This is a genomic window from Quadrisphaera sp. DVD1, assembly GCF_058932755.1.
Genome location: NZ_JBZYWI010000047.1, coordinates 1 through 21,026, shown reverse-complemented (window position 1 = coordinate 21,026; position 21,026 = coordinate 1). Strand labels below are relative to the sequence as shown.

The following is a 21,026-nucleotide window of genomic DNA, read 5'->3' as shown; positions in this document are numbered from 1 at the left end:
CCGTGAGCGCCCTCGACCCGGGCTCGACCGCCCCGCAGCCGCGCACGGTGGCGGCGCTGGTCTGCGGCGGCTGCGCCGTCCTGCTGCTCTCGCTGCTGGCCCTGCTGCCCGTGCCCTACGCGGTGGAGAGCCCCGGCCCGGTGCGCGACACCCTGGGCGAGGTGGACGGCGTGCCGCTGATCGAGGTCTCCGGCGCCCCCACCTACCCCACCGAGGGGTCCCTGGCGCTGACGACGGTGCGCATCACCGGCGGCCCGGGCACCGGCGTGAGCCTCCCGCAGGTCGTGCGCGCCTGGCTCGACCCCACCCGCGTGGCGCTGCCGGAGGAGGTCGTCTTCCCCGTCGGGGCCACCTCGGAGCAGGTCGCCGAGCGCGACGCCGCCGACATGACCACCTCGCAGGAGAACGCCACCGCGGCGGCCCTGGCCGAGCTCGGCATCGCGGTGCCCACCACCCTGACCGTGGCGGCGCTCAGCGAGGGCTCGCGGGCCGAGGGGCTGGTCGAGGAGGGCGACGTCATCACCGGCGTGGGCGGCACCGCGGTGCCCGACCTCGCCGCGCTGCGGTCGGTGCTGCAGCGGGGGAGCGCGGGCGAGCCCGTGCTGGTCGCCCTGGTGCGCGACGGGCAGCCGCAGGAGGTGTCCGTCCCGACCTCCCCGGGTCCCGGCGGCGCGGTGCAGCTCGGCGTCCTCGTCGACCCGGTCTTCGACTTCCCGGTGGACGTGCGGATCCAGGTCGACCGGATCGGGGGCCCCAGCGCGGGCATGGTCTTCGCCCTCGGCGTGCTCGACGTGCTCACCCCCGGGGCGCTGACCGGCGGGGAGTCGGTGGCCGGCACGGGCACCATCGACGCCTCGGGCCAGGTCGGCACCATCGGCGGCATCGCGCAGAAGATGGCCGGCGCGCGGGCCGCCGGGGCCTCGCTGTTCCTGGCCCCCGCGGGCAACTGCGACGACGTGGTCGGTCACGTGCCCGCGGGGCTGCAGGTGGTGCCGGTCGAGACGCTGCACGAGGCGCGGGAGGCGGTGGAGGCCGTCGCCGGCGGCGGTGGCGAGGGCCTGCCGACCTGCTCGGACTGACCGGAACGGGCCTCCCACCAGCGACTTTGCCATCTCTTGACCTATGACGGATGCTGTCGTGGTCTGCCGCACCGCGCTGTCAGCAGGGCGTGCGACCATCCGGGGGCCCAGCCCCTCCGCACTAGCCCCGCAGGTGAGCACCGGTGAGTTCCCCAGCACAGCCCCGCCCACCCCGACGACCGGCCGCGGCGGCCCAGCGGCGGCGGCGCGTCCTCATCCCGACCCTCGTGGTCGTCGCCGCCGTCCTCGCGGTCATCACCCTGCTCTCGCGGGTGGGCACCGAGGTGCTGTGGTTCCGCCAGCTCGGCTTCGGGGAGGTCTACAGCACCCGCCTGATCACCCAGGCCCTGCTCTTCCTGGCCGCCGGCGCCCTCATGGCCGGCGGGGTGGCGGCGAGCCTGTCCCTGGCCTACCGCAGCCGCCCGCTCTACGCGCCGGTCTCCGAGGCCGCCCAGAACCTCGACCGCTACCGCGAGAGCCTCGAGCCGCTGCGCCGGATCGTGCTCGTGGCGCTGCCGGCGCTGCTCGGCCTCTTCGCCGGCTCGGCCGCGGCGGGCGCCTGGCAGACCGTGCTCCTGTGGCTGAACCGGACGCCGTTCGGCCAGCGCGACCCCGAGTTCGGCATGGACATCGGCTTCTTCGTCTTCACCCTGCCGTTCCTGCGCTTCCTCGTCGGGCTGCTCATCGCCGTCGTGCTGCTGTCGGGGCTGGCCGGGCTCGCCACGCACTACCTCTACGGCGGCGTGCGCCTGCAGGGGCCCGGCCCGCGCACCACGCGCGCCGCGCGCATCCACCTGGCCGTCCTGGGCGGGGCGCTGATCCTGCTCCAGGCCGCCTCGTACTGGCTCGACCGCTACTCGGCCCTGACCAACCGCGGCACCACGACGAGCGGCACCGCCCTCGACGGCGCGACCTACACCGACGTCAACGCGGTCATCCCGGCCCGGGGCATCCTCGCCGTCATCGCGGTGCTGTGCGCGCTGCTGTTCTTCACCGCCGCGTTCAACGGCAACTGGCGCCTGCCGCTGTCGGGCGTGGCCCTGCTCGTGGTGTGCGCCGTGGTCGGCGCGGGGATCTACCCGGCCGCCGTCCAGCGCTTCCAGGTCACGCCGAGCGAGGCCAGCCGCGAGGCGCCGTACATCCAGCGCAACATCGACGCCACGCAGGCGGCGTTCGGCGTCGAGGGGGTCGAGGAGCAGGTCTACACGCCCGAGACCACCGGCTCGGCGGGCGCGCTGCGCGAGGACGCCGACACCACGGCCAGCATCCGGCTGGTCGACCCGGCGATCGTCAGCCCCACCTTCCGCCAGCTGCAGCAGAACCGTGCCTTCTACGGCTTCCCCGACTCCCTCGACGTCGACCGCTACACGATCGACGGCCAGAGCCAGGACACCGTGATCGCCGTCCGCGAGCTCAACCAGCGCGGGCTGCCGTCCAACAGCTGGGTCAACCGGCACATCAACTACACCCACGGCTACGGCGTGGTCGCCGCGGCGGGCAACCAGCGCGGCGCCAACGGCCAGCCGTCGTTCCTCCAGCAGGGCATCCCCAGCCAGGGGGTGCTCGGGGTCGAGGAGCCGCGCATCTACTTCGGGGAGCAGGCGCCGGAGTTCTCCATCGTCGGCGCCCCCGAGGGCACGGCGCCGCGCGAGCTCGACTACCCCGACGACGACGAGCCCAGCGGCGAGGTGCGCAACACCTACGACGGCGACGGCGGCCCGGGGATCGGCAACTACCTCACCCGGCTGCTCTACGCGATCAAGTTCGGCGACGCGAACATCCTCCTGTCGAACGAGGTCAACGCCGAGTCGCAGATCCTCTACGACCGCAACCCCCGCGAGCGCGTGGCGAAGGTGGCCCCGTTCCTCACCCTCGACGGCGACCCGTACCCCGCCGTGGTCGACGGGCGCGTGGTGTGGATCGTCGACGGCTACACGACCTCCTCGGCCTACCCCTACGCCCAGTCGCAGGAGCTGGAGAGCGCCACCCGCGACACCGTCACGGCGGCCAACGGGGCCGTCGTGGCGCTGCCGGCCCGTGAGGTCAACTACATCCGCAACTCGGTCAAGGCCACGGTCGACGCCTACAGCGGCGAGGTCGCCCTCTACGCCTGGGACGAGGAGGACCCGGTCCTCGCGAGCTGGATGAAGGTCTTCCCGGACGCCGTGCAGCCGCTGTCGGCGATCGACGGCGACCTCATGTCGCACCTGCGCTACCCCGAAGACCTGTTCAAGGTCCAGCGCCAGGTGCTGGCGAACTACCACGTCACCGAGGCGGGCTCCTTCTACAGCCGCCAGGGCTTCTGGCAGGTGCCGGACGACCCGACCGGCGGCAACGAGGCGACGGCGCAGAACCAGCCGCCGTACTACCTCACGCTGCAGATGCCGGGCCAGGAGGAGCCGGCGTTCTCCCTGACGTCGACGTACATCCCGATCGCCCAGCAGGGCAACGTCCGCAACGTGCTCACCGGCTTCCTCGCGGTGGACGCCGACGCCGGCAGCGAGGCGGGCCAGCGCCGCGAGGGCTACGGCACCCTGCGGCTGCTCGAGGTGCCCACGGACGCCAACGTCAACGGCCCCGGCCAGGTGCAGAACGAGTTCAACTCCAGCCCGGTGGTCTCCCAGCAGCTGAACCTGCTGCGCCAGGGCAGCACGCAGGTGCTCAACGGCAACCTGCTGACCCTGCCCGTCGGCGGGGGCGTGCTCTACGTCCAGCCGGTGTACGTGCAGAGCTCGGGCAGCACGTCCTACCCGCTGCTGCGCCGGGTGCTCGTGAGCTTCGGCGGGGAGATCGGCTTCGCCGAGACCCTCGACGAGGCGCTCGACCAGGTCTTCGGCGGCGACTCCGGGGCCACCGCCGGTGACGCCGGCGCCGGCGGCGGCGACACCGACCCGGGCACCGACGCGGAGACCCCGCCCGCAGACGGCGGGACCCCCGAGGAGGGCGCTCCGGCGCCGACCGCGCCGGCTGACGGCGACCTCGCCGCGGCGCTGCAGGAGGCGAACCAGGCGCTGCTCGACGGGCAGGCGGCGCTGGCGGCCGGCGACTTCGGCGCCTACGGCGAGGCCCAGGACCGGCTGGCGGCCGCGCTCCAGCGGGCGCTGGCGGCCGAGGCCGCCGGCGGGAGCACCGCTGGGGCGGGCGCCGACGCGGGTGCCGACGCGGGTGCCGACGCGGGTGCCGAGGGCTGAGCCGACCCCGATTTGCCCACCCCGCGTCGGTCGCGTAGTGTTCATCTCACCGACGCGGGGTGGAGCAGCTCGGTAGCTCGCTGGGCTCATAACCCAGAGGCCGCAGGTTCAAATCCTGCCCCCGCTACCACGGCGAAGGCCCGGGACCACTGGTCCCGGGCCTTCGTGCATCCCCGGCCACGGCCGCGGCGCGACCAGCCGTGCCGGACGCCGGCGGGCGGGTCAGGCGACGATGACCTGGGGTCCCCGCTCCTCGATCTCCTTGACGACGCGGTCGTCGACGTGGTCGTCGACGACCACGTGGGTGAACTCCTCGACGTCGCAGAGCCGGTAGAGCGCTCCGTGACCGACCTTCGTGTGGTCGAGCAGGAGGACCCGGCGACCGGCTGCGGCGATCATCTTGCGCTTGATCGTCACCAGGCGGTGGTCCTGGTGGTAGAGGACGGTGCCCTGCACCGACGAGGTCGAGGTGAAGAGCACGTCGGCGTACAGGCCGTCGAGGTTCTGCTCGCAGAGCATCCCCAGGAAGGCGGAGTGCCGCGACACGTACTGGCCGCCCAGGGCGATGAGGTCCAGGTGCGGGTGGTGCTTCAGCGCGTCCATGGCGGGGAGGAAGTTCGTGATCACCGTCATGGAGCTGCGCTCGGCGAGGTGGGGGATGAGCGCGAGCGCGGAGGTGGAGTCGTCGATGATCGCGACCTCGCCGTCGCTCGCGAGCTCGACCGCGGCCCGGGCGATCCGCCGCTTCTCGCCGACCGCCGTCTTCAGGCGGAACTGCAGGTCGCTCTCGTACTGGGTCGAGCGCTGCGCCGACGCCCCGCCCCGGACCTTGCGCAGGGCACCGAGCGACTGCAGCTCGTCCAGGTCGCGGTGCACGGTCATCCGGCTGACCCGGAGGGTCTCGGCGAGGTCGTCGACGTTGACGAACCCGTGGCGGTTGACCTCGGTGGCGATGTGCTCGTGCCGGGCCGCCTTCGTGCGCGGGCGGGCTGGTGCGGGGACGTCGCCCCGGCCGGGCTCAGCTGCCACTGGTCTCACCGTCTCTGGGATCCGTCCGTCCGTCTGTCCGTTCGTGCAGCCCGATGGTCTCAGAGGCCCACGCGCGCGTTCGAGGTGCGGAAGGCCTCGACCTGGGCGAGGTCGACGATCCCCGCGTCGGAGCCGAGCCCGGTCGCCACGAGGCTGCCGCACGCCAGGCCGCGCTCGGCCGCCTGCGCGACGTCGAGGCCGGACAGCAGGCCCGAGATGAAGCCGGACGTGAAGGCGTCGCCGCAGCCCGTGGTGTCGACGACGTCGACGGCGTAGGCGGGCAGGACCGTCTCCGGCTCCCCGCGCGGCGCGATGCTCACGCCCTCGCCCCCGAGGGTGAGGACGGTGCAGCCGACGCCGCGCTCGTGCAGCCAGGCGATGATCTCCCCGCGGTCCTCGGTGCCGGCGAGCCAGCCGGCCTCCTCGATGTTGGGCATCAGGTAGTCGACGAAGGGCAGGGACGGTCCGATCAGCTCGGCGGCGTCCGCGCGCGGGCTCATGAGGAAGTCCATGGTCACGGTCAGGCCCGCGTCCTTGACCCGCTCGAGGATGCGGGCCATGGGCGCCCCGTCGATGCCGGGGAGGATGAACGCCCCGCCCAGGTGGAAGACCTCGGCCTGGGCGACCACGTCCCACGGCACGTCGTCCTCGCTGAGGCCGGCGTTCGCGCCGATCACGTGCAGCGCCGGGCGGGAGCCGTCCTGCCTGATCGGCAGCAGGCTCGAGGAGGTCTGGAGGTCCTGATCGACCTTGAGGTGCGCCACGTCCACGCCGTAGCCGGCCATCGTCGTCCGGACGAACTCGCCGATGGCGTCGTCGCCGATGCGACCGACCGTGGTGACGTCGACGCCGAGCTTCGCCAGGTTGATGGACGGTGCCGCGGCCGTGCCCGCGACGGTGAACTTGATCTTCTCGAGGAAGGCGAGCTGCTGGCCCTGGGGCACGGCGGTGAAGGGCCAGCCGAGGGCGTCGGCGATGTGGGCTCCGAAGGAGACGACTCGGGTCATCACGCTGGTCCTTCCGGCCGCCTGCGTGGTCCGGCCGGTGCGGGGCGTCGCCCGGCGGGGGGAGACGGTGCACGGCCTCAGCAGACCGACTCTGGTTCCGCCCGCAGGGTGGGCGCGGACGTTACCAGCCACGAGCCGCTCCGGTCAGCACCAGAAGATAACAACAACATAACAGTGGGAGCCGGTGGGGGCGAAGCGGAAAAACGGGCCCCGACGTGGGGCGATGCCCTCGGCGACGCCGGCGACGAGGCTCTTCCCTGGCGTGGGGATGTTAGATACCGTGACGTTCACGAGTCCACGTGCGTACTGGTTCAAAGGAGAACACGCATGACGCTTCGCCCCCGCAAGGCTCTCGCCGGCTTCGCCGGCGTGGCCGCGCTCGGCCTCCTGGCCGCGTGCGGCACCACGAACGACGCGGCCTCCTCGGGCGGAGGCGGTGGCTCCGGTGGGGATGACGGGACCTTCCAGATCGCCACGGTCCCCAAGGTCGAGGGCATCTCCTGGTTCGAGGCCATGGCCAACGGCGTCGAGACGTTCAATGAGGACCACTCCGACGAGGTCGAGGCCTGGCAGATCGGCCCGGACACCGAGGACGCCGCCAAGCAAGTCCAGATCATCGAGGACCTCATCGCCCAGGACGTCGACGCCATCGTCGTCGTGCCCAACAACCCCCAGGCCGTGGCGCCCGCGCTGGAGAAGGCCCGTGAGCGGGGCATCGTCGTGGTGACCCACGAGGCGCCCACCCTCGCCGGCACCGAGGCCGTCGACTACGACATGGAGGCGTTCGACAACGCCGTCTTCGGCCAGCAGATGTTCGAGAAGCTCGCCGAGTGCATGGGCGGCGAGGGCCAGTTCGTCGGCATGGTGGGCTCGCTCACCTCCGAGACGCACATGGCCTGGTACAACGCCGGCGTCGAGTACCTCAAGGAGAAGTACCCGAACATCACGCCGCTGACGGACCAGCCCTACGAGGACGGCAACGACGACGCCACCGCCCGCGAGAACGCCCTCGAGATCCTCCGGGCCTACCCGGACCTCGACGGCTACGTCAACGGCTCGGTCTCGGCCAACTCCAACATGGCCGCGGTGCTGAAGGAGAAGAACAACAAGGACGTCTGCATGTCGGGGCTGTCCCTGCCGTCGGTGGCCGGTCCGTACCTCGAGGAGGGCTGGATGTACTCGGCCCAGGCCTGGGACCCGGCCGCGGCGGGCTACGCCGGCAACGCCATCGCGCTGGCCATCCTCAAGGACCAGCCGGTGGAGACCGGGATGGACCTCGGCCAGGAGGGCTACGAGGCCGTCACGGTCGACGGCGGGCTCGTGGTCGGCGACGCGATCCTCATGCTCGAGAAGGGCCAGTTCCCCGGCGGGAAGTACCCGTTCTGACCCACGCCCTCACCGGCCGGCACGCCCCCGTGCGGGCCGGCCGGTGAGACGCGGGTGCTCTCGGACGGCCCTGGTCGTCCGAGAGCACCCCCCGTCCCCCTCCTCTTCTCGGGTGCTGCCCGCACAGGGCCCCCTCCAGCGAAAGAGCTCCCATGGGCGACCCGATCCTCATCGCCGAGAACCTCTCGATCTCCTTCGGGGAGGTCCGCGCCCTCGACGGCATCGACCTCACCATCGGCGAGGGCGAGATCCGCTGCCTGGCCGGCGAGAACGGCAGCGGCAAGTCCACCTTCGTCAAGATCGTCTCGGGGGTGTACGTCCCCTCCGAGGGCACCGTGACCGTGGCCGGGCAGCGCCTGGACCACCACGACCCGCGCGAGGCGATCACGAACGGCGTCCAGGTCATCTACCAGGACCTGTCGCTGTTCGACCACCTCAGCGTGGCGGAGAACATCGCCATGAACGTGCTGCTGCACCACGGGGCGAAGTACGTGAGGTGGAGCCAGATGCGCGCCATCGCGGGCGAGCAGCTGCAGCGGATGGGCGTGGACCTGTCCCTCGACGCGCCCGTGGGCTCGCTGTCGGTCGCCAACAAGCAGCTGGTGGCGATCGCGCGCGCCCTGGCCATGGACGCCCGGATCCTCTTCATGGACGAGCCGACGACGGCGCTGACCACCAAGGAGGTCGCCCGGCTGCTCGCCATCGTGCTCGACCTCAAGAGCAGAGGGCTGTCCATCGTCTTCATCAGCCACAAGCTCGACGAGGTCTTCCAGATCGCCGACTCGATCACGATCTTCCGAGACGGTCGCAAGGTCGGCGACTTCGCCGCCGCGGACCTGGACGAGGCCTCCCTCAGCTACCACATGACGGGGCGGGAGATCCTGCACCGGCCCTACGACAGGGCGCCCCGGCCGGAGGACGCCACGGCGGCCCCGCTCCTGGAGCTCGAGGGCCTCACCAAGGCCGGCCACTACCGCGACGTGTCCTTCGCGGTGCGGCCCGGCGACATCGTCGGCATCACCGGACTGCTGGGCGCCGGCCGCACCGAGCTGGCGCTGAGCCTCTTCGGCCTGAACCGGCCCGACAGCGGCACCATCCGCGTCGAGGGCCGCCCGGTGAAGATCCGCGAGCCGTGGGACGCCATCGACCTCGGCATCGCGCTCCTGCCGGAGGACCGCAAGGTCCAGGCGCTGTTCAACGGCCACGCGATCTCCCACAACGTCTCCTCGACCCGCCTGGACCGCCTGCTCAGCCGGTGGCGGACGCTCGACCCCCGCGCGGAGCGGCGGCTGGCCCAGGAGACCGTCGAGGTGATGGGCGTCAACAACAAGAACGTCGACGCCGTCGTCGGCAACCTCTCCGGCGGCAACGCCCAGAAGGTCGTCATCGGCAAGTGGATCGCCACCGAGCCGCGGGTGTTCATCCTCGACAGCCCGACCGTGGGCATCGACATCGGCTCCAAGTCGGAGATCTACGACCGCGTCCACCAGCTCGCGAGCCGCGGCATGGGCGTCGTGCTCATCTCCGACGAGCCCGAGGAGATCATCGCGAACTGCAACAGCGTGATCGTCATGCACGAGGGCGACGTCATCGCGCGGTTCGGCGAGGCCGACCGCCGCGCGCCGGGCTTCAAGGAGCACCTGGCCGAGATCATCGCCGACCCGGCCAGCGCCGGCCCGCTCGCCACCGCCGAAGGAGCCTCCCGATGACGACCACGCCCTTCCAGGCGGTCATGCACCGCCGAGCGACGCCGATGGAGAAGTACCTCAGCGCCATCCTCGTGGCCTACGTCGCGATCGTCACGATCAAGAACCCGCTGTTCTTCTCGCCCGAGACCCTGTTCGACATGGTCCGCAGCGGCGCCGGGACCATGCTGCTCGCGATCGGCGTGCTGGTGGTCCTGATCTCCGGCGGGATCGACGTCTCCTTCACCGCCGTGGCCATCGTCTCGGGCTACCTCTCGGTCCTGACGGTGCTCAGGCTGGGCATCGACAGCGTCCTGCTCGCCCTGCTGCTCTCGGCGGTGATCGGCGTCGTGCTCGGCGCCGTGAACGCCGTGCTGATCCACTTCCTCAGGCTGCCCACGCTGATCGTCACGCTCGCCACGATGAGCGTCTACCACGGGCTCATGGCGGTGGTCTTCGGCACCAAGTCCTACCCGGCGACCGAGATGCCGGCCGCCCTGGTGGCGTTCGGCACCGACGACCTGATCACGGTCGACAGCGGAACGGGGCGGTACGGCCTCACCATCTTCCTGCCGATCGTCATCGCGGTGCTCGTGCTGACCTGGTTCGTCCTCTACCGCACGATGCTCGGCCGGGCCGTGTTCGCGATCGGCTCCAACGAGGAGTCGGCCTCGCGCCTCGGCATCAACATCCTCCTGACGAAGCTCTTCGTGTACGCGTACATGGGCGCCCTGGCGGGCCTGATGGGGATCGTCTACTTCGCCAACCTCAAGTACGTGAACCCGACCTCGCTGATCGGCGAGGAGCTGATGATCATCGCTGCGGTCGTCATCGGGGGAGCGAAGCTCACGGGCGGCGAGGGCACCGTGCTCGGCACGGTCCTGGGGGTGGCCGTCGTCCAGCTCTTCGACACCACGCTCGTCTTCCTCGGGCTGTCCTCGTCGTGGAACGACCTGTTCTTCGGCGCGGTCCTGCTCCTGAGCCTCTCGGTCATGTACCGCCGCCAGAGGCTCGCCGACCGCCGCAACCTCGTCTTCACGGCCAGCTGAGCCGAACAGGAGCCCCACGATGCCCGGTGTCCGTTCCCTGCTCGCCCGCGAGCGCAGCACGACCATCCTCGGCGCGCTGACGCTCGTCGTCCTCGTCGCCATGGTCCTGCTCCTGGGCGACCGCTTCCTGTCCCAGAACAACCTGCAGTCGATGGCGACGCAGGTCTCGGAGTTCGGCCTGCTGGCCCTGGCCATGGGCCTGGCCATGCTCACCGGCGGGATCGACCTCTCGATCGTCGCGGCCGCCGTCCTCTCGGGCATCGTCGGCGCGAAGATCCTCTCCGGGGAGGTCATCGCGCTCACCGACTCGAACGGCTCGGTCGTGATGCTCGTCGCGGTGGTGGCGATGATCGCGACCGGCATGGCCTGCGGGCTGCTCAACGGCCTGCTCGTCGCGAAGGTCTCCATCCCCCCGATCCTCGCGACGCTGGGCACCTACATCCTCTTCACCGGCGTCGGCATGGCCGTGACGAACGGCCAGTCCGTGCCGGTGGCCGTGGACCAGTTCTCCGACCTCGGGATCATCACCGTGGCCCAGGTGCCGCTGATCTTCGTGCTCATGTGCCTGGCGTACGTGCTCGTGGCCTTCGTGCTGAACCGCACCCGCACCGGCCGGCGCGTCTACCTCTACGGCGAGAACAACGTCGCCCTGCGGTTCGCCGGCGTGCGCAACGAGCGCCTCGTCATCGTCACGTACCTCCTGATCGGCGCCATCGTCGGCCTCGCCGCGGTGATCATGACGTCGCGGGTCAACTCCGCGCGCGTGGGCTACGGGGAGTCCTACCTGCTGCAGGCGATCCTCGTGGTGGTCCTCGCCGGCTTCAACCCCTTCGGCGGGCGCGGCCGGGTGACCAGCCTGCTGCTCGGCATCGTCCTGCTGCAGTCGCTGCAGAGCGCCTTCACGATCATGCAGCTGGACCCCTACCTGAAGACCTTCATCTGGGGCGCGATGCTCCTCGCGGTCGTGATCATCAACCACCTGGTGAACCTGCGCGGCGGGCGCACCCGTCCGGCTCCGCGCGACCCCGGCGACCCGACGCTGAACGTCCAGGCCGGAGCGGCGCGGGTCACCGCATGAGCGTCCTGGACCGCCACGGCGCCACGGTGCTCGAGGAGCTGCGCCGCACGCTCGAGCGGGTGGACGAGCGGCAGGTGGACGCCGTGCTCGACGTCCTCACCACGGCGCAGCGGGTGTTCGTGCTCGGGGTCGGCCGCGAGGGCCTGGCGGCGCGGGGCTTCGCGATGCGGCTCGTGCACCTGGGCCTGACCGTGCACTGGGGGTGGGACGACACCACTCCCGCCGTCACGGCGGACGACGTGCTGGTGATGGTCAGCGGCTCGGGGGCGATCGGGCACCTCGACCACGCCTTCGGCGAGATCCGGGAGACCGGGGCCACCACCGTCGTCGTCACCGGCGTGCCGGACGCCGCCACGCCCCGGGCCGCCGACCACGTGCTCGTCGTCCCCGCCGCGGTCTACCGCGGCACGGGCGACCTGGTGCCCTCCGTGCAGCCGATGGGCAGCCTCTTCGAGCAGGCGACGGGGCTGCTGCTGGACCTGCTCGTCCTCGACCTGCTCGAGCGTCGCGGGCTCACGTCCGCAGACCTGGTCGCCCGTCACCGCAACTTCGAGTAGGGGGCTCCATGACGCAGACCCACGACGCTCCTGCACCGCCCGGTGACCGGAGGGCTCCCCGCACGAGCGCCAGGACCACGAGACCCCCCGCGCTGCGCCCCGAGGGCGAGGCGCTGCTCGACCAGCTCGTCGACGCGTCGCGGGCCCTCGGCTCCGACCCCCGCCTCGTGCTGCACGGCGGCGGCAACACCTCGGTCAAGGTGCCCTGGCGGGACGTGACCGGCTCGGAGCGGATGGCCCTGCTGGTCAAGGGCAGCGGCCACGACCTGGGCCGCATCGACCGCGCGGGGTTCGCCCCGCTGCGGCTGGACCGGGTGCGCGAGCTGCTCCCACCCACCCCCCTGGACGACGCCGACCTCGCGGGCGAGCTGCGGTGCGCCCTCCTCGACCACCGCGCCCCCGACCCGTCGGTCGAGTCGCTCGTGCACGCCCTGCTCCCGCACGTCGCCGTGCTGCACTCCCACGCCGACGCGATCCTCGCGCTGACCAACACCCCGGACGGCGCCCGGCTGGTCACCGACGTCCTGGGCCCCCGGGTGCTCGTCGTGGACTACGCCATGCCCGGGCCCGAGCTGGCGGCCGCGTGCCAGGCGGCGTGGGGCGCCGCCGCCGACCGGCAGGACGAGATCCACGGGCTGGTCGTGCTCAACCACGGCCTCTTCACCGTCGGCTCCACCCCCGAGGAGGCGCTGACCCGGCACCTCGACCTCGTGGCCCGCGCCGACGCGCACCCCGGCGAGCCCGCCGCGGCCGCGCCGGCGTCGCGACCCGCCGCCCCTCCGGCGCTGGAGGAGCCGGTGGAGCCGGTGGAGGTGGCCCGGCTGCGCAGGCGCCTGTGCGAGGTGGCCGGGACACCGCTCGTCGTGCGCCGGCGCGCCGACGACGGGGTGCGCGCCTTCATCGCCGACGCGGCGCACCTCGACGCCGCGACCCGGGGCCCGCTGACCCCCGACCACGTCATCTGGACCCGGCGCACGCCCCTCGTCGGGCAGGACGTCGAGGCCTACGCCGCAGCCCACCGGGCCTACTTCGCTGAGCACGCGGAGCGGCACGGGCTCGCCGCCGACTCGCGCGACGCGGCCCCCCGCGTGGTGCTCGACCCCCGGCTGGGGCTGCTCTCGGCCGGTCGCAACGCCGCTGAGGCGGGGGTCGTGGAGGACATCGCGCGGCACACGATGGCCGCCGTCAGCGCCTCCGAGGCGCTCGGCGGCTACCGGCCCGCGTCCAGCGAGCACGTCTTCGACCTCGAGTACTGGGCGCCGCAGCAGGAGAAGCTGCAGCGGGCCGACCCGGCGCGTCCCCTCGCCGGCAAGGTCGCACTGGTGACGGGCGCGGCGTCCGGCATCGGCCGCGCGTGCGCCGCCGAGCTCATCGCGTCCGGCGCCACCGTCGTCGGCTGGGACGTGGCGCCCTCGGTGGTCGACGCCTTCGACTCCTCCGAGTGGCTGGGCCTCGTCGTCGACGTGACGGACGCGCAGGCGCAGCGCGACGCGCTGGCCGCCGGCGTCGAGGCGTTCGGCGGCCTGGACGTCCTCGTCGTCTCCGCGGGCGTCTTCCCCAAGGCCCAGCACCTGGACGAGCTCGACATGGCGGTGTGGCGGCGCACCATGAGCATCAACGTCGACGCCGTCGCCGAGCTCTACGGCCTGGCGCACCCCCTGCTCAAGGAGGCGGTGGGCGGAGGCCGCGTGGTGGTGGTGGCCTCGAAGAACGTCAAGGCCCCGGGCCCGGGCGCGGCGGCGTACTCGGCGTCCAAGGCCGCCATCACCCAGCTCTCGCGGGTCGCCGCGCTGGAGTGGGCCGGCGACGGCATCCGGGTCAACATGGTCCACCCCGACGCGGTGTTCGACACGGCCCTGTGGACCCCGGAGCTGCTGTCCGCCCGGGCCGAGCACTACGGGATGACCGTCGACGAGTACAAGCGCCGCAACCTGCTGCGCACCGAGGTCACCAGCAGGGCCGTGGCCCGGCTGGTGCGGACGATGGCCGACGAGACCTTCGAGTGCACCACGGGCGCCCAGGTGCCCATCGACGGCGGGAACGAGCGCGTCATCTGACGCCCACGACCTGATGGAGGAGACACCGTGAAGCACAGCAGCGCCGAGCAGGCCCAGCCCCGGTACGGCGAGTGGGGGCCCGCGTACCTGCTGCAGGGCCCCTCGAGCGACATCGGCGTCCTGCTGCTGCGCGCGGGCGACGCCATGGACAACCACCTGCACGACCGCTGCGACGAGTCGTTCGTGGTGACCGAGGGCGAGTGCACGCTGTGGGTGGACTGCGTCGAGCGGCACACGATGCGCGTCGGTGACGTCTACCGCTGCGAGCCGGGGGAGATGCACTACCTCGTGAACGAGTCCGGGGCCCCGTTCCGCTGCCTGTTCATCAAGTCCCCCGCCAGCCCCGGTGACACCGTCACCCTGCCCTGGCAGCCGGGCGAGCGCGTCCCGCAGCGCGCCGCCCCCACGACCTGACCCATCCCACCGACACAGGAGGACCACGGCAGTGGCTGACCTCGACGGCAACATCAGCGCCAAGGACTACGGGCTGGACCGGCCCCAGCAGACGCCCGGCTTCCACGTCAAGGGCGCAGCGCAGCTCGACTTCGGCATGCGCCACCGCCTCGCCCGGATCTTCGCCGAGGACGGGCGCACCGTGATGCTCGCGTTCGACCACGGCTACTTCCAGGGACCGACCTCCGGCCTCGAGCGCGTCGACCTCAACGTGGTCCCCCTGGCCCCGCACGTCGACGCCCTCATGGCCACCCGCGGGATCATCCGCTCCCTCGTCCCGGCCGGCAGCGACAACGCCCTGGTCCTGCGCGCCTCCGGCGGGCCCTCGATCCTCAAGGACCTCTCCGACGAGCGGATCGCGATGAACACCGAGGACGCGCTGCGCATCGACGCCGCGGCCGTGGCCGTCCAGGTCTTCGTCGGCGGAGAGCACGAGACCCAGTCGGTGACGAACATGACCACCCTGGTCGACCAGGGCCTGCGCTACGGGATGCCCGTCCTGGGCGTCACCGCCGTCGGCCGCGAGCTCACCCGCGACGCCCGCTACCTGGGCCTGGCCACCCGGATCATCGCCGAGCTCGGCGCGCAGGTCGTCAAGACCTACTACTGCGAGGAGGGCTTCGAGCAGGTCACCGCCGCCTGCCCGGTCCCGATCATCATGGCCGGCGGCAAGAAGCTCCCGGTCTCCGAGGCCCTGACCATGGCCTGGCAGGCCATCGACCAGGGCGCAGCGGGCGTGGACATGGGACGCAACATCTTCCAGCGCCAGGCCCCGGCAGCGATGGTCCAGGCCGTGCGCGCCGTCGTCCACGGAGGCGAGTCCCCCACCGACGCCCTCGAGGTCTACCGCGAGCTCTCCGGCGGCGCGGCCGACTGAGCAGCGGTCGCGGGCGGCGGTGCGCTCCGCCGCCCGCGACCGGGCGCCACCCGACGGGCGCAGCGCCCGGTTGCTGGGTCGGGGGAGCGCCCGGACGATCATGCCCATGTCCGTCCAGGCGCCACCCGATCCCGACACCCAGCTCAAGCGGGGCATCACCGGCCCGCTGCTGTACCTGTTCATCCTCGGTGACGTGCTGGGCGCCGGGGTCTACGCGCTCACGGGCGAGATCGCCGGCGAGGTCGGCGGGGCGGTGTGGGCGCCCCTGGTCGTGGCCCTGCTCATGGCCCTGCTCACCGCCGCCTCCTACGCCGAGCTCGTCACCAAGTACCCGAGGGCCGGCGGCGCGGCGGTCTTCGCCGAGCGGGCGTACCGCACGCCCGTCGTCTCCTTCCTCGTCGGCTTCTGCATGCTCGCCGCGGGGGTGACCAGCGCCGCGGGCCTGGCGCTGGCGTTCTCCGGCGACTACCTCGGCGCCCTCGTGGACGGCGTCCCCGCCACGGCCGTCGCGGTGCTCTTCCTCGCCCTGGTCGCGGCGATCAACGCGCGCGGGGTCAAGGAGTCGCTCGTCGCCAACGTCGGGATGACGATCATCGAGGTCTCCGGCCTGGTGCTCGTCATCGTCCTGGGCGCGGTCGTCCTCGGCCGCGGCGACGGCGACCCGGGCCGGGTGCTGGAGCTGCCCGACGGGGTGTCGACCGGCTCGGCGGTGCTCGCCGGCGTGGTCATCGCCTACTACTCCTTCGTCGGCTTCGAGACCTCCGCCAACGTCGCGGAGGAGGTCCGCGACGTCCGCCGCGTCTACCCGCGCGCGCTCTTCGGGGCACTGCTCACCGCCGGGCTCATCTACCTGCTGGTCGGCCTGGCCGCCTCCACCGTCCTGGCCCCCGAGGAGCTCGCGGACTCCTCCGGCCCGCTCCTGGAGGTCGTGCGGGCCTCCGGGGCCGGCGTCCCGGACTGGCTGTTCTCCCTCGTCGCGCTGATCGCGGTCGCCAACGGGGCGCTGCTCACCATGATCATGGCGAGCCGGCTGCTCTACGGGATGTCCGAGCAGGGCCTCATGCCCGCGGTGCTCGGCAAGGTGCTGTCCGGCCGGCGCACCCCCTGGGTCGCCATCCTCGTGACCACGGCCGCGGCGATGCTGCTGACCCTCACCGGCACGCTGGAGCAGCTGGCCCAGACGGTCGTGCTGCTGCTGCTCTTCGTCTTCATCAGCACCAACCTCGCGGTGCTGGTCCTGCGCCGCGACCGGGTCGAGCACGACCACTTCCGGGCGCCCACCGTCGTGCCGGTGCTCGCGCTGGCCAGCTGCGCGCTCCTGGTCGTCCAGGTCCAGGACTGGGCGGTGTGGTGGAAGACCGGCGTCCTGCTGCTCGTCGGCCTGGCCCTGTACGCGGTGGCCGGACGCCGGAGGAGGGCCGTCAGCGCATGAGCGGCTGGCGCTGGCGCGTCGCGGCGGCGGCCTACGTCTTCGCCGTGACGATGATGGGCACCACCCTGCCGACCCCGCTGTACGGGCTCTACCAGGACCGGCTGGGCTTCTCCGCGACCACCCAGACGACGATCTTCGCCACCTACGCGGTGGGGGTGATCGCCGCGCTGGTCCTGGCGGGGCAGTCTTCGGACCGGTTCGGACGCCGTCCGGTGCTCGTGGTCGGCCTGGCCTGCTCGGCGCTGAGCGCGGCGGTCTTCCTCCTGCCCGTCGGCCTGGAGACCCTCTTCACCGGGCGGCTGCTCTCGGGGCTGTCCGCCGGGCTGTTCACCGGCACGGCCACGACGGCGCTGGTCGAGCTGGCGCCGGCGGCCCGGGCGCGCTCGGCGAGCCTGCTGGCCACCGCCGCCAACATCCTCGGCCTGGGCAGCGGGCCGCTGCTGGCCGGCGTCCTGGCGCAGAGCGCGCCGAGGCCCCTGGCCACGCCCTACCTCGTGCACCTGGGCCTGCTGCTCGTCGCCGGGGCGCTGACCCTGCGCCAGCCGGAGACGGTCACCGCCCCGCTGGCCGAGCGCCCGCGGTGGCGCACGCTGCGGCCGGCGGTGCCGGAGGAGGTGCGGGCGGCGTTCGTCCCGGCCGCCCTCAGCGGCTTCGCGGGGTTCGCGACCTTCGGCGTCTACACGGCGCTGGAGCCGCGCTTCCTCGCCGAGATCCTCGGCGTGCGCGGCCTGGCCGCTGCGGGAGCGGTGACCGCGCTGGTCTTCGCCGCCTCGGTCGCGGCGCAGGCCGCCACGCTCGACCTCTCCACCCGCGCCGCGCTGCCGCTGGGCTGCGCGGCGCTCGTGGTGGGGATGGGCATGCTCGTCGTCGCGCTGGAGCGCGCCTCGCTGCCGCTGTTCCTCCTCGCCACGGTCGTGCTGGGGATCGGTCACGGCACGAGCTTCCGGGCCGGCATCGCCTCGGTCGCCCGCGCCGCCCCGGCGGCGCGGCGCGGCGAGGTCACCTCGACGCTGTTCGTCGTGCTCTACGTGGGGATATCGCTGCCCGTCGTGGGCGTCGGGGCGCTCTCCCAGGCGGCCGGGCTGCTCACGGCCGGGGTGGTCTTCGCCGGCTGCGTCGCGCTGCTGGCGCTCGCCGCGCTGGTGGCCGTGGTGCGCCGTCCGGCCACGGCCTGAGGGCGCCGCACGCTCCCGGGTTGTCCTCGGGCCCCGGAGCGGAGTTGACTCGGGGCACGATCTTCGAGGAAGAAGGCACGACTGTGACGACGACGTCCGAGGCGCCCGCGCGCCGCACCGCAGCCACCTGGCCGATCACCGCGGCGATGCTCCCCTTCCCGGCCAGCACCGACGCCCCCGCCGAGGCCTGGTCGGCGGCGCTGGCCGAGGTGGCCTTCGAGGGCTTCACCGAGGTCGACCTCACCGACTCGTGGGTGCGCTGCGGCGACCTCGAGGCCTCGCGCCTCGACGAGCTGGCCGACGTCCTGCGCCAGCGCGCGCTCGTGCCCGAGGCGATGTCGGTGATCCGGCGCAGCGTCATCGACCCCGAGACCGGCGAGGACAACCTCGCCTACAGCCACCGCTCCCTCGAGGCCGCCGCCCGGCTGGGCTGCTCGGTGGTCAGCTTCGGGCTGCACCGCCCGCTGCTGCCCGCGCAGCGCGAGGCGCTGTGGTTCTGGACCGTGCAGGGCCCGGAGGACTCCTTCGACGACGAGACCTGGGCCACCGCGGTCAGCCGGATCCGCGAGCTCGGCGACCACGCGGCGCAGCTGGGCCTGCAGGTGTCCCTGGAGATGTACGAGGACACCCTCATCGGCACCGCCGCCTCGGCCGTGCGGCTCGTCACGGACATCGCGCACGACTCCGTCGGCCTCAACCCCGACCTGGGCAACCTCTTCCGCCTGCACCGCCAGGTCGAGCCCTTCGGCGAGGCCATCGCCGCGTGCCTGCCGCACACCAACTACTGGCACGTGAAGAACTACTTCCGGCTCGAGGACTCCACGACCGGCGTCATCCTCTCCGCGCCGGCGCCGATGGAGTCCGGCTCGATGGACTACCGCTCGGCGGTCCGGCTGGCCGTGCAGCTCGGCTTCGACGGCGCCTTCTGCGTCGAGCAGTACGGCGGCGACGGCCTCTCGGTCATGGCCTCCAACCGCGACTACCTGCGCAAGCTCCTCGCCGTCGCCACCGGCGAGCACCTCACCGCTCGCTGACCCCGCCCTCCAGGAGACCCCCCGTGACCGAGACCCCCACCCCCGCCCGTCCCGTCGTGGCCGTCCTCGGGCTGGGCGCCATGGGCCTGCCCATGGCCACCCGCCTGGCCAGCGCGCTGCCCGTGGTCGCCTTCGACGTCTTCGCCGAGCGCACCGAGCTCGCCGTCGCCGGCGGGGCCACCGCGGCCACCACGCCCGCGCAGGCCTGCGAGGGCGCCGACCTGGCGCTGATCGGCGTGCGCAACGCCGAGCAGCTGGACGCCGCCCTGTTCTCGCCCCAGGGCGCGGCCAGCTCGCTGCGGGCCGGCTCGGTCGTCGTCCTGACCTCCACCGTGGGCACCGAGGTGGCGCGCGAGGCCGCTCGCCGCCTCGCCGAGACCGGCGTCGACCTGCTCGACGCCCCGGTCAGCGGCGGCGCGGTGCGGGCCGGCGCCGGCGACCTGCTGATCATGGTCGGGGCGGCCCCCGACGTCGTCGAGCGCTCCCGCCCGGTGCTCGACCTGCTGGCCAGCCGCGTCGTGGAGGTCGGCCCGAACCCCGGCGACGGGCAGACGATGAAGACCGTCAACCAGCTGCTGTGCGGCATCCACACGGCCGCGGCGGCCGAGGCCCTGACCCTGGCCCACCGCCTGGGCCTGGACCTCGACACGACGATCGAGGTGCTCGGCGCCGGCGCCGCCGCCTCCTTCATGCTCGCCGACCGCGGCCCGCGGATGGCCCAGCAGCTGAGGGGGCAGACCCCCGAGCTGCGCTCGCGGATCGACGTCATCTCCAAGGACATGGGCATCGTCCACGACCTCGTGCGCGGCGCCGGGTCGGCCGCTCCGGTGGCCGGCGCCGCCGAGCAGCTGTACCTGGTCGCGCAGGCCCTGGGCCTGTCGGCCGAGGACGACTCGGCCCTGGTCACCGCTCTGGCCCAGAAGGGCTGAGGCCGCGATGACGCGCCTGGTCGACGACCCCGCCCGCTTCACCGAGGACGCCCTCGCCGGGTTCCTCGACGCCCACGCCGGCCGCGTCCTCGGCGTCCCCGGGGGCGTGGTGCGCGCCACCGCCACGCGCCCCGGCAAGGTCGCCGTGGTCGTCGGCGGCGGCTCGGGGCACTACCCCGCCTTCTGCGGCGTGGTCGGTCCCGGCTTCGCCGACGGCGCGGTGGTGGGCAACGTCTTCACCTCGCCCTCGGCCGCCGACGCGGCCTCGGTCGCGCGCGCCGCCGACAGCGGCGCCGGGGTGCTCCTGACCACCGGCAACTACGCCGGCGACGTCATGAACTTCGGCCTCGCCGTCGAGCAGCTGGAGGCCGAGGGCATCGGCGCCCGCTACGTCGCCGTCACCGACGACGTCGCCAGCGCCCCGGCGTCCGAGCGGGCCAAGCGCCGGGGGATCGCCGGTGACTTCACGGTCTTCAAGGCCGCCTCGGCCGCCGCGGAGGAGGGGTTGGACCTGGACGGCGTCGAGCGCGCCGCCCGCCACGCCAACGACCGCACGCGCAGCCTCGGCGTCGCCTTCGACGGCTGCACCATGCCGGGGGCGAGCGAGCCCCTGTTCACCGTCCCGGACGGGCACATGGGCCTCGGCCTCGGCATCCACGGCGAGCCCGGCATCGCCGACGAGCCGATGCCCACCGCTGCCGAGCTGGCGCAGGTGCTCGTCGACGGCGTGCTCGACGACGCCCCGGAGGGCGGCGGCACCCGCGTGGCGGCGATCCTCAACGGCCTGGGCCGCACCAAGTACGAGGAGCTGTTCGTCGTCTGGGGCACGGCCGCGCGGCTGCTGCGCGAGCGGGGCCTGGAGGTCGTCGAGCCCGAGGTCGGCGAGCTGGTCACCAGCCTCGACATGGCCGGCTGCTCGCTGACCCTCATGTGGCTGGACGACGACCTCGAGCGCTGGTGGACCGCCGCGGCGGACACCCCGGCCTACCGCAAGGGCGCCGCCGTCGC

Annotated in this window: 17 protein-coding genes and 1 tRNA gene; 16 read left to right on the top strand and 2 right to left on the bottom strand. The window is 73.0% G+C overall.

The window, feature by feature from the left end; genetic code table 11:
* The 3 genes from AC5FZL_RS07545 to AC5FZL_RS07535 all read left to right on the top strand — a co-directional run.
* Positions 1-1,079, top strand: a 1,079-nt coding sequence (locus tag AC5FZL_RS07545; RefSeq protein ID WP_493617953.1) for a YlbL family protein, incomplete at its 5' end; no start/stop codon positions are given.
* Positions 1,080-1,222: 143 nt separating this feature from the next.
* Positions 1,223-4,270 carry a UPF0182 family membrane protein gene (locus AC5FZL_RS07540; protein ID WP_493617952.1) on the top strand — a complete coding sequence of 1,016 codons (3,048 nt, stop codon included), beginning with the start codon at positions 1,223-1,225 and terminating at the stop codon, positions 4,268-4,270.
* Positions 4,271-4,323: 53 nt separating this feature from the next.
* A tRNA-Met gene (locus AC5FZL_RS07535) sits at positions 4,324-4,400 on the top strand.
* Between the two features lie 92 nt (positions 4,401-4,492).
* Here AC5FZL_RS07535 and AC5FZL_RS07530 read toward each other — a convergent pair.
* Positions 4,493-5,299: a DeoR/GlpR family DNA-binding transcription regulator gene (locus tag AC5FZL_RS07530; protein ID WP_493617951.1), complete on the bottom strand. Its 807-nt coding sequence runs from the start codon at positions 5,297-5,299 to the stop codon at positions 4,493-4,495.
* 59 nt (positions 5,300-5,358) lie between these two features.
* Entirely contained in the window at positions 5,359-6,306 is a 948-nt protein-coding gene (locus AC5FZL_RS07525; protein WP_493617950.1) for a carbohydrate kinase family protein, read from the bottom strand.
* Between the two features lie 327 nt (positions 6,307-6,633).
* On the opposite strand from AC5FZL_RS07525, the gene AC5FZL_RS07520 reads away from it, so the two are divergent.
* The 13 genes from AC5FZL_RS07520 to AC5FZL_RS07460 all read left to right on the top strand — a co-directional run.
* On the top strand, positions 6,634-7,692 hold the full coding sequence (locus tag AC5FZL_RS07520) for a substrate-binding domain-containing protein (protein ID WP_493617949.1): 1,059 nt from the start codon (positions 6,634-6,636) through the stop codon (positions 7,690-7,692).
* Positions 7,693-7,844: 152 nt separating this feature from the next.
* The gene (locus AC5FZL_RS07515; protein WP_493617948.1) at positions 7,845-9,401 is read left to right on the top strand and encodes a sugar ABC transporter ATP-binding protein; all 1,557 of its coding nucleotides are present in this window, start codon (positions 7,845-7,847) and stop codon (positions 9,399-9,401) included.
* Entirely contained in the window at positions 9,398-10,426 is a 1,029-nt protein-coding gene (locus tag AC5FZL_RS07510) for an ABC transporter permease (protein ID WP_493617947.1), read from the top strand. The genes AC5FZL_RS07515 and AC5FZL_RS07510 overlap by 4 nt, the downstream gene beginning before the upstream one ends.
* A gap of 19 nt (positions 10,427-10,445) precedes the next feature.
* The gene (locus AC5FZL_RS07505) at positions 10,446-11,504 is read left to right on the top strand and encodes an ABC transporter permease (protein WP_493617946.1); all 1,059 of its coding nucleotides are present in this window, start codon (positions 10,446-10,448) and stop codon (positions 11,502-11,504) included.
* A complete protein-coding gene (locus AC5FZL_RS07500; RefSeq protein WP_493617945.1) occupies positions 11,501-12,061 on the top strand; it encodes an SIS domain-containing protein in 561 nt (186 codons plus the stop codon). The genes AC5FZL_RS07505 and AC5FZL_RS07500 overlap by 4 nt, the downstream gene beginning before the upstream one ends.
* An 8-nt stretch (positions 12,062-12,069) precedes the next feature.
* Positions 12,070-14,118 (top strand): bifunctional aldolase/short-chain dehydrogenase, encoded by a 2,049-nt coding sequence (locus AC5FZL_RS07495; protein ID WP_493617944.1) that lies wholly within the window; start codon positions 12,070-12,072, stop codon positions 14,116-14,118.
* Between the two features lie 27 nt (positions 14,119-14,145).
* Positions 14,146-14,532, top strand: coding sequence for a cupin domain-containing protein (locus AC5FZL_RS07490; protein ID WP_493617943.1), 387 nt, complete (start codon positions 14,146-14,148; stop codon positions 14,530-14,532).
* A 31-nt stretch (positions 14,533-14,563) separates the two neighbouring features.
* Positions 14,564-15,448, top strand: coding sequence for a 3-hydroxy-5-phosphonooxypentane-2,4-dione thiolase (gene lsrF / locus AC5FZL_RS07485; RefSeq protein ID WP_493617942.1), 885 nt, complete (start codon positions 14,564-14,566; stop codon positions 15,446-15,448).
* A 106-nt stretch (positions 15,449-15,554) separates the two neighbouring features.
* Complete coding sequence (locus AC5FZL_RS07480) at positions 15,555-16,880, top strand: APC family permease (RefSeq protein WP_493617941.1); 1,326 nt, start codon at positions 15,555-15,557, stop codon at positions 16,878-16,880.
* Positions 16,877-18,055 (top strand): MFS transporter, encoded by a 1,179-nt coding sequence (locus tag AC5FZL_RS07475; protein ID WP_493617940.1) that lies wholly within the window; start codon positions 16,877-16,879, stop codon positions 18,053-18,055. The genes AC5FZL_RS07480 and AC5FZL_RS07475 overlap by 4 nt, the downstream gene beginning before the upstream one ends.
* An 83-nt stretch (positions 18,056-18,138) precedes the next feature.
* Positions 18,139-19,089, top strand: a complete 951-nt coding sequence (locus tag AC5FZL_RS07470; protein ID WP_493617939.1) for a sugar phosphate isomerase/epimerase family protein — start codon at positions 18,139-18,141, stop codon at positions 19,087-19,089.
* Between the two features lie 23 nt (positions 19,090-19,112).
* Complete coding sequence (locus AC5FZL_RS07465; RefSeq protein WP_493617938.1) at positions 19,113-20,018, top strand: NAD(P)-dependent oxidoreductase; 906 nt, start codon at positions 19,113-19,115, stop codon at positions 20,016-20,018.
* Between the two features lie 7 nt (positions 20,019-20,025).
* A partial coding sequence (locus AC5FZL_RS07460; protein ID WP_493617937.1) for a dihydroxyacetone kinase family protein occupies positions 20,026-21,026 on the top strand: 1,001 nt, incomplete at its 3' end.

Coding starts and splice junctions, on each gene's coding strand:
- AC5FZL_RS07505 (WP_493617946.1), top strand. CDS start 10,446: ATGCCCGGTGTCCGTTCCCTGCTCGCCCGCGAGCGCAGCACGACCATC.
- AC5FZL_RS07495 (WP_493617944.1), top strand. CDS start 12,070: ATGACGCAGACCCACGACGCTCCTGCACCGCCCGGTGACCGGAGGGCT.
- AC5FZL_RS07480 (WP_493617941.1), top strand. CDS start 15,555: ATGTCCGTCCAGGCGCCACCCGATCCCGACACCCAGCTCAAGCGGGGC.
- AC5FZL_RS07475 (WP_493617940.1), top strand. CDS start 16,877: ATGAGCGGCTGGCGCTGGCGCGTCGCGGCGGCGGCCTACGTCTTCGCC.
- AC5FZL_RS07520 (WP_493617949.1), top strand. CDS start 6,634: ATGACGCTTCGCCCCCGCAAGGCTCTCGCCGGCTTCGCCGGCGTGGCC.
- AC5FZL_RS07525 (WP_493617950.1), bottom strand. CDS start 6,306: ATGACCCGAGTCGTCTCCTTCGGAGCCCACATCGCCGACGCCCTCGGC.
- AC5FZL_RS07510 (WP_493617947.1), top strand. CDS start 9,398: ATGACGACCACGCCCTTCCAGGCGGTCATGCACCGCCGAGCGACGCCG.
- AC5FZL_RS07515 (WP_493617948.1), top strand. CDS start 7,845: ATGGGCGACCCGATCCTCATCGCCGAGAACCTCTCGATCTCCTTCGGG.
- AC5FZL_RS07500 (WP_493617945.1), top strand. CDS start 11,501: ATGAGCGTCCTGGACCGCCACGGCGCCACGGTGCTCGAGGAGCTGCGC.